Annotated in this window: 13 protein-coding genes; 6 read left to right on the plus strand and 7 right to left on the minus strand. The window is 69.0% G+C overall.

Translation table 11 applies throughout. From position 1 onward, the window contains the following. Positions 1-22 precede the first annotated feature (22 nt). On the plus strand, positions 23-994 hold the full coding sequence (locus AC1DW0_RS09640) for a methyl-accepting chemotaxis protein (RefSeq protein WP_477945600.1): 972 nt from the start codon (positions 23-25) through the stop codon (positions 992-994). Here the strand turns inward: AC1DW0_RS09640 and AC1DW0_RS09645 are convergent. Next, entirely contained in the window at positions 991-1,914 is a 924-nt protein-coding gene (locus tag AC1DW0_RS09645; RefSeq protein WP_477945602.1) for a lactate/malate family dehydrogenase, read from the minus strand. The genes AC1DW0_RS09640 and AC1DW0_RS09645 overlap by 4 nt on opposite strands. 151 nt (positions 1,915-2,065) lie before the next feature. On the opposite strand from AC1DW0_RS09645, the gene AC1DW0_RS09650 reads away from it, so the two are divergent. Continuing rightward, positions 2,066-3,004, plus strand: coding sequence for an ABC transporter ATP-binding protein (locus AC1DW0_RS09650; protein ID WP_477945604.1), 939 nt, complete (start codon positions 2,066-2,068; stop codon positions 3,002-3,004). A gap of 11 nt (positions 3,005-3,015) precedes the next feature. Then, on the plus strand, positions 3,016-4,311 hold the full coding sequence (locus AC1DW0_RS09655) for an ABC transporter permease (RefSeq protein ID WP_477945606.1): 1,296 nt from the start codon (positions 3,016-3,018) through the stop codon (positions 4,309-4,311). Between the two features lie 127 nt (positions 4,312-4,438). Here AC1DW0_RS09655 and AC1DW0_RS09660 read toward each other — a convergent pair whose 3' ends face one another. Next, the gene (locus AC1DW0_RS09660; RefSeq protein WP_477945608.1) at positions 4,439-6,595 is read right to left on the minus strand and encodes an acyl-CoA dehydrogenase; all 2,157 of its coding nucleotides are present in this window, start codon (positions 6,593-6,595) and stop codon (positions 4,439-4,441) included. 181 nt (positions 6,596-6,776) lie between these two features. Between AC1DW0_RS09660 and AC1DW0_RS09665 the strand changes: the two genes are divergently transcribed. After that, a complete protein-coding gene (locus tag AC1DW0_RS09665; RefSeq protein WP_056204845.1) occupies positions 6,777-7,070 on the plus strand; it encodes a hypothetical protein in 294 nt (97 codons plus the stop codon). Between the two features lie 51 nt (positions 7,071-7,121). On the opposite strand, the gene AC1DW0_RS09670 is transcribed toward AC1DW0_RS09665, so the two are convergent. Genes AC1DW0_RS09670 through AC1DW0_RS09680 form a run of 3 tightly spaced genes read right to left on the minus strand, consistent with a single transcriptional unit; the run spans position 7,122 to position 8,904 of the window. Continuing rightward, the gene (locus AC1DW0_RS09670) at positions 7,122-7,526 is read right to left on the minus strand and encodes a carboxypeptidase-like regulatory domain-containing protein (RefSeq protein WP_056204841.1); all 405 of its coding nucleotides are present in this window, start codon (positions 7,524-7,526) and stop codon (positions 7,122-7,124) included. Positions 7,527-7,555: 29 nt separating this feature from the next. After that, positions 7,556-8,575, minus strand: coding sequence for a hypothetical protein (locus AC1DW0_RS09675; RefSeq protein ID WP_457352410.1), 1,020 nt, complete (start codon positions 8,573-8,575; stop codon positions 7,556-7,558). Next, positions 8,572-8,904, minus strand: a complete 333-nt coding sequence (locus AC1DW0_RS09680) for a peptidase associated/transthyretin-like domain-containing protein (RefSeq protein WP_457322660.1) — start codon at positions 8,902-8,904, stop codon at positions 8,572-8,574. The genes AC1DW0_RS09675 and AC1DW0_RS09680 overlap by 4 nt, the downstream gene beginning before the upstream one ends. Before the next feature lie 320 nt (positions 8,905-9,224). Between AC1DW0_RS09680 and AC1DW0_RS09685 the strand changes: the two genes are divergently transcribed. Further along, positions 9,225-9,431 carry a hypothetical protein gene (locus AC1DW0_RS09685; protein WP_477945610.1) on the plus strand — a complete coding sequence of 69 codons (207 nt, stop codon included), beginning with the start codon at positions 9,225-9,227 and terminating at the stop codon, positions 9,429-9,431. 134 nt (positions 9,432-9,565) lie between these two features. Next, positions 9,566-10,837 carry an SGNH/GDSL hydrolase family protein gene (locus AC1DW0_RS09690; protein WP_477945612.1) on the plus strand — a complete coding sequence of 424 codons (1,272 nt, stop codon included), beginning with the start codon at positions 9,566-9,568 and terminating at the stop codon, positions 10,835-10,837. On the opposite strand, the gene AC1DW0_RS09695 is transcribed toward AC1DW0_RS09690, so the two are convergent. Next, the gene (locus AC1DW0_RS09695; RefSeq protein ID WP_477945614.1) at positions 10,824-11,534 is read right to left on the minus strand and encodes a ribonuclease activity regulator RraA; all 711 of its coding nucleotides are present in this window, start codon (positions 11,532-11,534) and stop codon (positions 10,824-10,826) included. The two genes, AC1DW0_RS09690 and AC1DW0_RS09695, sit on opposite strands and share 14 nt — an antisense overlap. Positions 11,535-11,651: 117 nt before the next feature. Then, complete coding sequence (gene araD, locus AC1DW0_RS09700; RefSeq protein ID WP_477945674.1) at positions 11,652-13,379, minus strand: L-arabinonate dehydratase; 1,728 nt, start codon at positions 13,377-13,379, stop codon at positions 11,652-11,654. Positions 13,380-13,385: the final 6 nt, after the last annotated feature.

Raw genomic sequence — 13,385 nt, forward strand, 5'->3', positions numbered from 1 at the left:
TTCGCTCGAGTGGGGCGCAGCCATGAACAACCACAGGCCAGGCGACACGACCAGCCTGCTGGCGCAGCTGCGGGAGATGCAGGAGAGCCTGTCTCGCGTGGTGGCCGGCGTGCGCGAGAACTCCGAAGCGGTCGCCACCGCATCGGCACAGATCGCCCAGGGCAACAACGACCTGAGCCAGCGCACCGAGGAGCAGGCCTCGGCGCTCGAGGAGACCGCAGCTTCGATGGAGCAGCTCAGCGCCACCGTCAAGCAGAACGCCGACAACGCCAGCGAGGCTAACGCACTCGCGCAGGGCGCCAGCGTCATCGCCATCAAGGGCGGCGAAGTGGTCGGCCAGGTCGTCGACACGATGAAGGAGATCAACGCCGGCTCGAAGAAGATTGCCGACATCATCGGCGTCATCGACGGCATCGCTTTTCAGACCAACATCCTCGCCTTGAACGCGGCGGTGGAAGCGGCGCGCGCCGGCGAGCAGGGCCGCGGCTTCGCGGTCGTCGCCAGCGAGGTGCGTAGCCTGGCCGGTCGATCGGCGAACGCCGCCAAGGAAATCAAGAGCCTGATCGGTGCGAGCGTGCAGCGTGTCGAGCAGGGCGCGGCGCTGGTCGATCAGGCCGGTGCCACGATGACGGAAGTGGTCAACTCGATCAAGCGTGTGACCGACATCATGGTCGAGATCAGCGCGGCCAGCACGGAGCAGAGTGCCGGCGTGTGCCAGGTGGGTGAAGCCGTCGGCCAGATGGACCAGGTCACGCAGCAGAACGCCGCGCTGGTGGAGGAAAGCGCGGCGGCGGCGGAGAGCCTGCGGGTGCAGGCACTGCGGCTGGTGCAGACGGTCGAAGTGTTCAAGCTGGCTCAGAGCAGCCCGGCGCACGAGCCCGCGGCGCCCGTGGCACCACGCGCCGCCCCGGCGCGCGTCGGCGTCGAGCGCCGCAGCCCGCAGCGCGCAAAGGCCGCGAGCCGGCCCGCATGGGGGCACGCCAAGCTGGCCTAGGCGCCGGCGGCGAGCGACGCGAATGCTCGCGCCAGCACCGCGCTCGACGTCGCCAACGCCGCCCGCTCGACCGCATCCATCGCTGGCTCCACCACCTGCACCGCGCCGCCCGCGCCCACCAGCGCCGGCAGGGACAACGCCACGCCGCGGATGCCACAGGCGCCCTCCTGCACGCGGCTGACGGGCAGCAGCCGGCGCTCATCGTTGACGAGGGCGCCGATCAGCTCGCTCGTGACGAGCCCGATGGCGTGGTTGGTGGCGCCCTTGCGCTGGATGACGTCGTAGGCCGCGCGGCGTACGTGGCCCGCCAGCGTGGCTTCCTCGTCCGCCGGCCAGCCGGCCCAGTCGCGCAGCGCCACGCCACCGACGCGCGCGCCGGACCACAGCACGACCGACGAGTCGCCATGCTCGCCCACGACCTGCGCATGCACCGACGTCGGCGACACCTTCAGATGCATGGCGAGCCGCTCGCGCAGCCGCGCCGTGTCCAGCAGCGTGCCGGTGCCGATGACACGCTCCGCGGCCAAGCCGGCGGCCGCGGCGACCACGCGGGTCAGCACGTCGACCGGGTTGGTCACGACGATGACGATGCCGCCGAAGCCGGCCAGCGCCCGGCCCATGCCGGCGGCGATGCGGGCGTTGTCGCGCAGCAGGTCCAGCCGGCTCTCATCCGGCCGGCCGTTGCGCCCGGCGGCCAGCACGACGATGTCGGCCTCGCGCATCTGCGCCAGCGGCACGGCACTCACGGCGCAGCGCGGGTAGAAGGCCGCGCCGTCGGCCAGGTCCATGGCCTCGCCCTCCGCCACGGCGGCGCGCTGGTCGCACAGCCACAGTTCGCGCGCATGCCCGGCGAGCAGCGTTGAAAACGCGACGCTGGTGCCGACCCAGCCCGTGCCGATGATGCCGATGCGTGCCTTCATGCCAGGCAGTATCGACCGCCCGACCCGGCTTTCACAGTTGGCGCGCCGTGCCGTTCATCCGCGCCCGATGCTTGCCGTTCGTCGCGTAGCAGGCGCGCGCCGCCCGGCCCCTGTCTAGCATCGCGCCCATTCGAAACCCATGGAGGCGGCAATGAAGGAAGACGTGCTGGTGGCGCGCGGCCTGCGCAAGGCCTATGGCGACCGCGTGGCCGTGCATGAAGTGAGCCTTGAGCTGCGGGCTGGTGAGGTGCTGGGCCTGCTCGGCCCTAACGGCGCTGGCAAGTCGACGACGGTCGGCATGATCTGCGGCCTGACGGTGCCCGATGCCGGCACGGTGACGCTGTCCGGTGGCGTCAGCCTCGCCAGCGACGAGGCCGGCTACAAGCGCCGCATCGGCCTGGTGCCCCAGGACATCGCGCTGTACGAGGAACTGCCGGCGCGCATGAACGTGGAGCTGTTCGGCAACCTCTATGGCATGGCGCCTGAACTGCTGAAGCGCCGCGCCGACGAGGTGCTGGCCATGGTGGGCCTGTCGGACCGCGCCAAGGACAAGCCCTCGACCTTCTCCGGCGGCATGAAGCGGCGGCTCAACATCGCCTGCGCGCTGATCCACGACCCCGAGATCATCCTGCTCGACGAACCCACGGCCGGCGTCGACCCACAAAGCCGCAACGCCATCTTCGACAACCTGGAGATGCTCAAGCGCGCCGGCAAGGCGCTGATCTACACGACCCACTACATGGAGGAGGCCGAGCGCCTGGCAGACCGGCTCGTCATCATCGACCATGGCCGCGTCGTCGCCAGCGGCACCCAGGCCCAGCTTTTCGCGTTGCTGCCGGCCGCGCAGACGCTGCACGTCGAGATCGACGGCGAGCCCAACGATGCGGCGCTGCAAGGCCTGGCCGGCTTTCCCGATGTCAGGCGGGTGGGCCAGCGGCTGGACGTCAGCGTCGCCGACATCGGCCGCGACGCCGGCGCCGTACTGGCCGCGCTGGCGCAGCGAGGTGTCAGGGTGCGCGGTCTCGCCTCGGCCCGCGCGACGCTTGAAGACGTCTTCCTCCAACTCACCGGCCGCGCCCTGCGCGACTGAAGAGGACACCCATGCAAGCCATCCTCGCCCTCGTCCGTGCAGAACTGAAGCTGCATTTCTCCAACCGCCGCGCGCTGCTCATGAGCATCGTCGCGCCCATCCTCATCGCCGCCTTCTTCGGCAGCCTGTTCGGCTCCAGCAGCAAGATGGCCGGCATCGCCGTCGGCGTCGTGGACCTGGACCACAGCCCGCTGTCGCAGCGCGTCGTGGCGGCACTACAGGCCGAGACCGCGCTGAAGACGACGGTCACCGATGAGGCCGACGTCGTGGCGCAGGTGCGCGCCGGCAAGCTGCGCGCCGCGGCCATCCTGCCGCAGGGCCTGGGCCAGCAGGCGGCTGGCGCCATGTTCGGCACCAGCCCGAAGCCCGTGATCGTGCTGCACTACGACCCCTCGCAGGCCAGCGCCCTGGCCGTCGTGCGCGGGCTGCTGGCGCAGACGCTGATGCAGGAGGTCAGCCGCAGCACCTTCAGCGCCGGCAGCCCCGTGCTGGCGGACATGAAGCAACAGGTCGAGACCTCGCAAGGCCTGGACACCGAACGCCGGGCCGAGCTTGTGCGCATGTTTGACAGCATCGGCGCCGTGCAAAAGCGCGAGGCCGCTCAGCCTCCGGGCGGTGCTTCCGCGGCGGCGGCGGGCGGCCTGTCCATGCCCTACACGACGCGCGAGGTCGAGGCCCTGCAATCCAGCGCCAATGCCGCCCCCGTGGCCTACAACAGCTATGCCCACTCCTTCGCCGGCATGGGCGTGCAGTTCATCCTGATGAGCGGCGTAGAGATGGGCATGGGCCTGCTGCTGATGCGCCGCCTGGGCCTGTGGAAGCGGCTGCGCGCGGCACCGCTGTCGCGCGCCCAGCTGCTGGGCAGTCGCATCGCCGCCAGCGCGCTGATCTCGCTGATCGTCTTCACCATCATCTACGTCGTGGCCATCGCCGCCTTCGGCGTGCGCGTGCTCGGCAGCCCGGCCGGCTTCGTGCTGGTGCTGGCCTGCTTTGCGCTGCTGACGGCCAGCTTCGGCCTGCTCATCGCGGCACTGGGCCGCACGCCCGAGGCCACACGCGGCCTGGCCATCCTGGCCACGCTGCTGATGGTCATGCTGGGCGGCGCCTGGGTACCGGCCTTCATCTTCCCGGAGTGGTTGCAGACGGCTTCGCTGGCCGTGCCGACGCGTTGGGCCGTGGATGCGCTGGATGCGATGACGTGGCGCGGTCAGCCCTTCGCCGCGGCGCTGCTGCCCAGCGCGGTGATGCTGGGCTTCAGCGCAGCCTTCGGGCTGCTGGCGATCTGGCGGTTTCGCTGGGAGGAGTGAATTCCAGCCCCAATGGCGCTGCATCGCCAGCGCGGCAAGAAACCAACCTGGCCGAGCACCCTGACGCTGCGCGAGACGGCGCCACCACGGACGGGCGAGCGCGTGGGGAAGACTTTATTTCGTCGCGTCAGTCCACCTGAATGACCTTGTCCGCCGCGCGCAGATAGGCCAGCGCGGCCTCGGGGTCGCGCGAGCTGGCGGCGGCGGCTTCCAGTGAGTGTGTGCGGCGCAGTGCGCGGTTCAGCTCGGTGACCTCCTCGGCCGGGGCGCCGCCCAGTGCATCGGCCAGGCGCAGCGCGTCGGCCAGGTCGCGCAGCCCGCCGGTGGCCGGCGGGGTGAAGTCGGGGCACAGGCGGGCCACGAGCGAGGGATCGGTGCGCAGTGATTCGGCCAGCGCAACGAGATCGCGATCGCGCAGCGGTGCCAGGTGGCGGGTGCCGTGCAGCAGCAGCGGCGACAGCGCCTTCAACGCGCCCGAAGGCATGTTGGCGTGCAGATCTCGCAGCGTGGCCGCGGCGGCTTCGAGCTGGAAGCGGATGGCGGCCCGGGCGAATGGCAGCATCTTCGGGTCGCCCTCGCCCTGCTCCTCCACCTTGAAGCGCCACACGCTGGCCGCCGCCAGGTAGAGGTGGGAGAGCACATCGCCCAGCCGCGCGGACAGCAGCTCCATGCGCTTGAGCCGCCCGCCGAGCAGCCCCATCGCGAGGTCGGCCGTCAGCGCGTATTTGGCCGACAAGCGGGCGATGAGCCGGGCTTCCTTTTCAAGCCCTGGCGGCACACGGCCCTTCAGGCCGGCGCCGAAGAGGCTGGCGCCGAGGTTGCGCGCGACGTGGCCTGCGTGGCCCAGCAGGGCCCGGCCCAGCGCGGCTTCGTCCTTGGCCTGCACGGCAGCCATTTCGTCCATCACGTGTGGGTGGCAGCGCACGGCGCCCTGGCCGAAGATGATGAGGGCCCGCGACAGCAGGTTGGCGCCTTCCACCGTGATGGCAATGGGCGCATGCCGATAGGCCACGCCCAGCAGGTTGCTCGGGCCGCTGATGATGCCCTTTCCGCCCAGCACGTCCATGCCCGTGCTGACGGCGCGGCGGCCGGCCTCGGTGAGCTGCACCTTGAGGATGGCGCTGGCCACGCTGGGCCGCTCGCCGGCGTCGAGTGCCGCTGCCGTGTAGCGGCGCGCGGCGTCGGACGCGTACAGATCCGCCGCCGTGCGGGCTATGAGACCCGCAATGGCCTCGAAGCGCGCGATGGGCAGGCCGAACTGCTCGCGGATGCGGCCATAGCCCGTCATCACGTAGAGCGCTGTCTGCTGCATGGCCGCGCCCAACGCCGGCAACGAGATGGCGCGCCCCGCAGCGAGGCATTCCATCAGCATGCGCCAGCCCTGGCCCACCTGTGCCTCGCCGCCGATGACCCAGTCCATGGGCACGAAGACATCGTCGCCGTGGATGGGCCCGTTCATGAAGGCGGAGTTCATCGGCCGGTGGCGGCGCCCGATCTCCAGCCCCGGCGTGGGCACGGGGATCAGTGCGCAAGTGATGCCGAGATGCTGCTCCGCCGGCGGGCGCGACGGGTCCACGGCTTGGAAGGCCAGCCCCACCACGGTGGCCACCGGTGCGAGCGTGATGTAGCGCTTGTCAAAGCGCACGCTAAAGCCGCGCACGGTGTGGCCGTCGATCTCGCGCTCGGTCAGCATGCCGGTGTCGGGGATGGCCGCAGCGTCGGAACCGGCGTAGGGCGAGGTGAGGCCGAAGCAGGGCAGGTCGCGGCCGTCCGCCAGGCGGGGCAGGTAGTGGGCCTTCTGCCTGTCCGTGCCGTAGCGCAGCAGCAGTTCGGCCGGGCCCAGCGAGTTGGGCACCATGACCGTCACGGCGGTGGCCACGTTGACGGTGGCGATACGGGTCACCACGGCGGCGTGGGCGAAATGGCCGAAGCCCAGGCCACCCTGCTCGCGCGGGATGATCATGCCGAAGAAGCGCCGCTCGCGCAGAAAGCGCCACACCTCGGGCGGCAGGTCGTGCGCCTCGTCGATCGCAAAGTCGTCGAGCATGGCAATCAGCTCGCGCACGTCGCCGTCCAGGAAGGCCTGCTCGTCGGCCGTCAGGCGGTTGGGCGCCATGGCGAGCAGGCGGTCGAAGTCCGGCGCGCCGGCGAACAATGCGCCTTCGAAACCCACCGTGCCGGCCTCCAGCGCCGCGCGCTCGGTGTCGCCCATCTGGGGCAAGGCCTTGGCGAACGGTTCAAACGCCCAGCGACCCAGCAACGGGCCGAGCAAGCTTGCGATCACGGCTGTGGTCTCCTTGGGGCCCATGCTGCGCCAGGCGAGGGTGGCGCAGCGTCAGCCGTGTCTGATTCTCAAGATCGGTACGAACAACAAACGAAACAAACCCCTGCCTCGCCTGACGTCTCCTGGTGATCCGCGTCGAGCACAGTCAAGGCCCGTCCAACCAGCATTCAGGAGCCCTGCCATGTCTGTGCAACCGTCCCGTCCCTTTTCCTCACGCCGTGCGCTGGCCGCGCTCGTCGTCGCCTGCGCCTTCGTGTCGGGCGTTGCTCATGCAACCGATGCCACGCGAGGCATCGAGCAGGCGCTCACCACGGCGCTGCAGGACAAGCGCGGCATCACGCTCTACGTGGCCGGGCAGACGATCTCGGGCGCGGTGACGCGCATCGAACCGGGGCTGTGGGTTGAACTGCGCAATCAGCAGTTTGGCCGCATGATCGTGCGCCTGGACCGCATCGACGGCATCGCCGCGCCCTGAGCCCGAGCTTCGCGGCGGGCCCTTCTCACCGGGCGCTATCCGCAGCCGCCTTCACTGCGACTTCTTGAGTTCGATCTGCAGCGAGGTCGGCTCGCCGGCCTTGAGTTCCACGACGCCGCGACCGGACGCCCAGCCCAGCGCAATCACGTGGACTTCGGCCGCGCCCGGGGCGTTGAGAGTCAGCGAGGCTTCGCCGCGGTCATTGGTCACGAGGGAGATGCCGTCGCCGCCGCCGACCTTGACCTTCACGTCGGCGTGGCTGACGGGCTTGCCGTTGCCACTGACCTTGACGACCAGCCGGGTGGTCGATTTGTCCCGATCTCGATCCTTGTCTTTTGGCGGTTTGCCTTTTGGGGCCTCGTCGTCATTGCCGGTGGGCGCCGATGCTGCGGCGTATGCCAGGGCGTGCTGCGGACGCAGCGCCGCGGCCAGGACCAGGACGACGCCGCAAAGCAAGGAGCGGCGGCAGGGCAGTGGAATTGTGTTCATGGGCGTGCTGCCTCCTTCTCGCCGCGGTTGGCGCTGAACCTCAACATGTCGGTCAGCACGTCGTCATAGTCCTGGCGTTCCTTGAAGCTGGCGCTCGCAGCAGGAAAGACGACCAGGTGGAACTTGACGGCGCTGTTGGCTTCGCGGCTGTCCGCGGGGCCGTCCGGCACCAGGAATTCGGTGATGACGATGGAGCAGCGAAGCCCCTGCGGCAACTGCGTGTTGTCCAGCATGGGGAAGTCGTATTGGCTGACCCAGAAATGTCGGTCCACGTCCTGTTCCGAGTCCCCCGGGAAGTCGACGCGCAGCCTGACCTCCACCTCGCGGCGCTCCAGGTTCACATCTACGATCTCGACCTGGAAGTGAATGGATTCGCCTTTGCCGCCCGGTGCCGCTCGTGATCGCGGCATGAGGCGCTGCAGCGTGATCTTCTCGTCGATGAAGGGCTTGCCAAAGTTTTCTGCCCAACCGCCCAGCGGCTGCGGATAGCCCTTGGCGAAGCCCCGGTGCGACAGGCTGTCTACCTGCTTGGAGATCAGGTTGGCCGCGCTGAGGTCCAGTCGCTTCTTGAACTCGGCATTGCGCGGCGTGGACGAGGCGTCCTTGCCTGTCAGCTTGCGGGCCACGTCCTTGAACAGAGGCGCCAGGTCCAGCGACTGGTTGAAGTTGCTCGCGAGCAGTTCGAGTTGCAGCACCTGCGTTTCGAGGTCGCCCTTCTTGGGCTCCTTCAGAAAGTTGCTGATGACGACGTTGAACATGTCCTTGCGGATCTGCGCGTCAGACTGCTCGCGCTGCGTCAGCAACTGCGCGTACAGCTTCTCGTTGCCCTCGCGCGTCTCGCGTTCCTTCTGCAGCCCGGTCAGGTAGTAGCCGCCCACCACCGTCACGATCAGCGTCACTGCCGGCATGCCGATCGCCTTGATCCACTCCAGGCGAGTGGCGCCGGTGTCCTTCTCGCCGGGCTTGCCCTTGTCTTGCGCCTTGTTGTTGACCTTGTCCGCCTCCTTGACCGTCACCGCAGCTTCTCCAGCCGCTGCCCGACGACGAAATCAAAGCGCACGGGGTTCTCGAACAGATAGACCTCGAACGGCGGGCCGATGCTGGTGCCGCGCTGCACGCGCATCTCGCACTTGCCATTCACGGGCAGGCGCAGCGCGAAGCTGCCGTTGGCATCGCTCGTCGCCTCCGTGGTGCGTGCGCCCTGCCCGAAGCGGGGGCAGGCCAGCTGAACCTGTACGGCGCCCAGCGGCCCATGGTCCGAGCGGACGGTGCCGTACAGCGCCCCTGCCATGGCGCCGAGCGGCAGCATGGCCAGGGACAGTGCGGCGAGGCGGCTGAATCGCATCGTGATCTCCTGGCGAGGCTGGCACTGTGCGCCTTCACGGCAGGCCCATCAAGCCTGCGGGAACGGCATGTCAGCTGTTTTGAGGATGTGAGGATGTCTGCGGGTCCTGGCAGGGCCTGCGCTTCGTCCCGAGGCGGCGTTGGCTCACGGTTCCTCTGATCGTGTTGGTGCTGCTGCTGATGGGGCGCCTGTAGGCCGGGTCGCTTGGCCTGGGCGGTGCGCTCACAAGCTGTATCAACCTTGAACGTCAACCGCACGGGTTGCCTGGCGTTCAAGGAGGGCCGATGGGATGACCTCGGCCCTTGATGAAAGCACCGACCATGACCACGCTGACCCTCGTCTTCAATGGCCCTTCGAATCAGGCCCGCAGGGCACTCGGGGGACTGCTGCAGCGCTACCGCTCTGCCTATTTTGTTGAGCGCAGCAGCAATGAATATGCGGTGACGGCAGACGACGTCACCGCCGCGGAACTCGCGACGCAACCGCTGTGGTCGGCCCAGGTGGCCCAGGCGCCGGTACGCGGATGAAAAGCGCGCAGGACTCGGGCGCAGATCGCGGCTGAAAAGGCAAGCCGGGAGTTCTGGACAGGGCCTGCAGGTGCAACAACCACGCCCCCCGGGCCGCCTGGATGACGAGCAAATGGTTGCGCTATCATTTTGGCATGAGCCCATCTCCAAGAGCGAGCCTCCGATTCGGCCTGCTGACTGCCATCCTGCTGCTGACCGGGTGCGCCGGCGCGCCGCGAGACGATGCCGGCGGCACCTGGCTGGCGGCCTGGGCCAGCGCGCAGCTGGAGCAGGCGCCGCCAGCTGACGCCCCGCTCGCGTGGCGCCAGCCCCTGCGCGACGTCAGCTTGCGCCAGATCGTGCGCGTGGACGCCGCAGGGCGGGCCCTGCGGGTGCGCATCAGCAACCTCTTCGGCGCCGAGCCGCTGACCCTGGGCGCGGCCAGCGTGGCCTTGGTGGACGGCGTGGTGGTCAACGCGGCCAGCCTGCGTTCGCTGAGCTTTGGGGGTCGGCGTGAAGTCGTCGTGCCGGCGCATGCCGAGATCTGGAGCGACGTGATCGAATTCGCCGTCCCACGCCAGGCCGATGTCGCCGTGCAGATGCATGTGCAGGCCGGGCCGGCGCAGGCCAGTATGCATCCAGGTTCGCGCATCCGCAGTTGGGCGGTGCCAGGCGATCGCGTTGGCACGGCGGACTGGCCCGAGGCCGTGGCCCAGGAAGGCTGGAGACATCTGGCAGCCTTGGACGTGCGGGCTGCCAGGGTGCTGCCCGTCCTCGTCGCGACGGGTGACTCCATCACCGACGGCTATGGCGTGCCCTCGGGCAGCTACCAACGCTGGACCGATGTGCTGTCGCGTCGCCTGATGGCGGAGAAGCGGGAGGTCTCGGTCATCAACACGGGCATTGGCGGCGGGCGCCTGCTGCGCGACGGTCTCGGGCCCAACCTCGTATCGCGTTTTGACCGCGACGTGCTGGAAAGAACCGGCACCACGCATGCCGTCGTGCTGATCGGCGTCAACGATCTCGGCGTCAGCCACCGCGGCCGGCCGACGACGCCCGAGTCTCGCGCCACGCTGCTGGCCGAGATGAAGGCGGGTTTCACTGACCTCGCCCAGCGTGCCCGCTCACGCGGCGTCTGCTTGATCGCCTCGACCGTCATGCCCTATTCGGGCAGCGGCTACTACTCACCGCAAGCCGAGAACGAGGCCGATCGCCAGGCGCTGAACGCCTGGCTGCGTGAGCCGGGACGCTTCGATGCACTGGTGGACTTCGATGCGTTGATGCGCGACCCCGCGCGTCCGGCATTCCTGCGTGCCGAGGTCGACAACGACGGCCTGCATCCGTCGCTGGCCGGCTATCGCGTGATGGCCGAAGCCTTTCCTGTCGAAGTGCTCGACAGGCGATGCCCGAAGGTCAGCGCCCCTTGAGCTGGCGCCAGGCCGCGAAGTCCGCGGCCACGTCGGCGTCGGTCGGCGGGTACAGGCCCAGCACGCTGCGGCCGCCCATCACCTTGTCCTGCACGTAGTCCTCGAAGACGGTCATCTCGACGGATTCGTTCGCGATCTCGTCGGCCAGGTGGGCCGGGATGACGATGACGCCCTCGGCATCGCCGACGATCACATCGCCCGGGAACACCGGCGCATCGCCGCAGCCGATCGGCTCGTTGATGGCAATGGCCTGGTGCAGGGTCAGGTTGGTCGGTGCGCTCGGGCGCGAGTGATAGGCCGGCATGCTGTAGCGGGCAATATCCGGGCTGTCGCGGAAGCCGCCATCGGTGACGACGCCGGCCACGCCGCGCACCATCAGCCGGGCCACCAGGATGCCGCCCGCCGAAGCGGCACGCGCATCCTTGCGGCTGTCGATGACCAGCACCGCACCTTCCGGGCATTCCTCGACGGCCTTGCGCTGTGGATGGGCGCGGTCCTTGAACACGCCGATGTCGTTCAAGTCCTCGCGCGCCGGCATGTAGCGCAGCGTGTAGGCCGGGCCCACCATGTTGGGCAGGCCCGGGTTCAGTGGCCTGACGTCCTGGATGAACTGACCGCGCAGGCCGCGCTTGAACAGGGCCGTGCAGAGCGTGGCGGTGCTGACGCCCATCAGCTTCTTGCGGGTGTCGGGGTTCATGTGGGTCTCAATTGGAAGGGCCAAGGAACACAGCGACAGAGACACAGAGGCATCCGGCTCTCTCTGTGCCTCCGTGTCTCTGTGGCTGTGTTCTTCAGCATGTGGGGCAAGCAGTTCTTAGTAGATCACCGGCTCCGGCACCGGTGCGCCGAACTGGGTTTCGAGGAAGTCGAAGTCGCAGCCCTCATGGGCCTGCAGGATGTGGCGGGCGAACATCCAGCCGTAGCCGCGCTCGTAGCGCGCGGGCGGCGGTGTCCAGGCGGCGCGGCGCGCGGCAAGTTCCTCGTCGCTGACTTCGAGGTGGATGCGGCGGGCCGGCACGTCGACTGTGATGCAGTCGCTCGTCTTCACCAGCGCCAGCGGGCCGCCGATGAAGGCCTCGGGGCTGCAATGCAGCAGGCAGCCGCCGTAGCTGGTGCCGCTCATGCGTGCGTCGGACAGGCGCAGCATGTCCGTCACGCCGGCTTTCAGCAGCTTGGTCGGGATAGGCAGCATGCCCCACTCCGGCATGCCGGCACCCTTCGGGCCGGCGTTGCGCAGCACGAGGATGTCGTCGCCGGTGACGTCCAGATCCGGGTCATCGACGGCGGCCTTCAGGCTCGGGTAGTCGTCGAACACGAGCGCCCGACCGGTGTGCTGCAGCAGATGCGGCGCCACGGCGCTGGGCTTGATGACGACGCCGTCCGGCGCGAGGTTGCCGCGCAGCACGGCCAGCGCGCCTTCGGCGTAGATGGGGTTGTCCAGCGCGCGGATCACGTCCGCATTGAACACCTCGGCGCCGGCGACGTTCTCGCCCACCGTGCGGCCGTTGACGGTCAGCGCGCCGAGGTCGAGCTTGTCTCGCATGACGTTCATCAGCGCGGGCAGCCCGCCGGCGTAAAAGAAGTCCTCCATCAGGTAGGCATCCCCGCTGGGCCGGATGTTGGCGATGACGCCGACATGGCGGCTGGCCGCGTCGAAGTCGTCCAGCGTGACCGGCAGCCCGGCGCGGCGGCTGATGGCGACCAGATGAATGATGGCGTTGGTGCTGCAGCCCATGGCCATGGCCACGGCAATCGCGTTGGCGAAGCTGCCCTTGCTGAGCAACTTCGCTGGCGTCAGGTCCCCCCACACCATCTGCACGATACGCCGGCCGCATTCCGCCGACATGCGGATGTGGTTGGCGTCTGGCGCGGGGATGCTGCTGGCGCCCGGCAGCGTGAAGCCCAACGCCTCGGCAATGCCCATCATCGTGGCCGCCGTGCCCATCGTCATGCAGGTGCCGTGGCTGCGTGCGATGCCGGCCTCCATCTCGGCCCAGGCCTGGTCACTCAGGCGGCCGGCGCGGCGTTCGTCCCAGTACTTGAAGGCGTCCGACCCCGAGCCCAGCACCTGGCCGCGCCAGTTGCCGCGCAGCATCGGGCCGGCCGGCAGGTAGATGCAGGGCAGGCCCATGCTGAAGGCGCCCATCAAGAGGCCGGGCGTGGTCTTGTCGCAGCCGCCCATCAGCACGGCGCCGTCCACCGGGTGGCTGCGCAGCAGCTCCTCGGTCTCCATCGCGAGGAAGTTGCGATAGAGCATGGACGTCGGCTTGACCATGCTTTCGCTGAGCGAAATGGCCGGCAGTTCCAGTGGCCAGCCGCCCGCTTGCAGGACGCCGCGCTTGACGTCCTCCACCCGCTGCTTGAAGTGGCTGTGGCACTGGTTGGCATCGCTCCAGGTGTTGACGATGGCGATGACGGGTTTGCCGATGAAGTCCTCGGCGGCGTAGCCCATCTGCAGCACACGGCTGCGGTGGCCGAAGCTGCGGAAATCGTCCTTGGCGAACCAGCGCGCGCTGCGCAGCTCTTCGGGTGTCTTGGTCATGGGCAG

Source organism: Roseateles sp. P4_D2 (assembly GCF_056401875.1).

What these genes read in the sequence shown, in the direction of transcription:
- AC1DW0_RS09640 (WP_477945600.1), top strand. Translation starts at nt 23, where the DNA reads ATGAACAACCACAGGCCAGGCGACACGACCAGCCTGCTGGCGCAGCTG.
- AC1DW0_RS09645 (WP_477945602.1), bottom strand. Translation starts at nt 1,914, where the DNA reads ATGAAGGCACGCATCGGCATCATCGGCACGGGCTGGGTCGGCACCAGC.
- AC1DW0_RS09650 (WP_477945604.1), top strand. Translation starts at nt 2,066, where the DNA reads ATGAAGGAAGACGTGCTGGTGGCGCGCGGCCTGCGCAAGGCCTATGGC.
- AC1DW0_RS09655 (WP_477945606.1), top strand. Translation starts at nt 3,016, where the DNA reads ATGCAAGCCATCCTCGCCCTCGTCCGTGCAGAACTGAAGCTGCATTTC.
- AC1DW0_RS09665 (WP_056204845.1), top strand. Translation starts at nt 6,777, where the DNA reads ATGTCTGTGCAACCGTCCCGTCCCTTTTCCTCACGCCGTGCGCTGGCC.
- AC1DW0_RS09680 (WP_457322660.1), bottom strand. Translation starts at nt 8,904, where the DNA reads ATGCGATTCAGCCGCCTCGCCGCACTGTCCCTGGCCATGCTGCCGCTC.
- AC1DW0_RS09685 (WP_477945610.1), top strand. Translation starts at nt 9,225, where the DNA reads ATGACCACGCTGACCCTCGTCTTCAATGGCCCTTCGAATCAGGCCCGC.
- AC1DW0_RS09690 (WP_477945612.1), top strand. Translation starts at nt 9,566, where the DNA reads ATGAGCCCATCTCCAAGAGCGAGCCTCCGATTCGGCCTGCTGACTGCC.
- AC1DW0_RS09695 (WP_477945614.1), bottom strand. Translation starts at nt 11,534, where the DNA reads ATGAACCCCGACACCCGCAAGAAGCTGATGGGCGTCAGCACCGCCACG.
- araD (WP_477945674.1), bottom strand. Translation starts at nt 13,379, where the DNA reads ATGACCAAGACACCCGAAGAGCTGCGCAGCGCGCGCTGGTTCGCCAAG.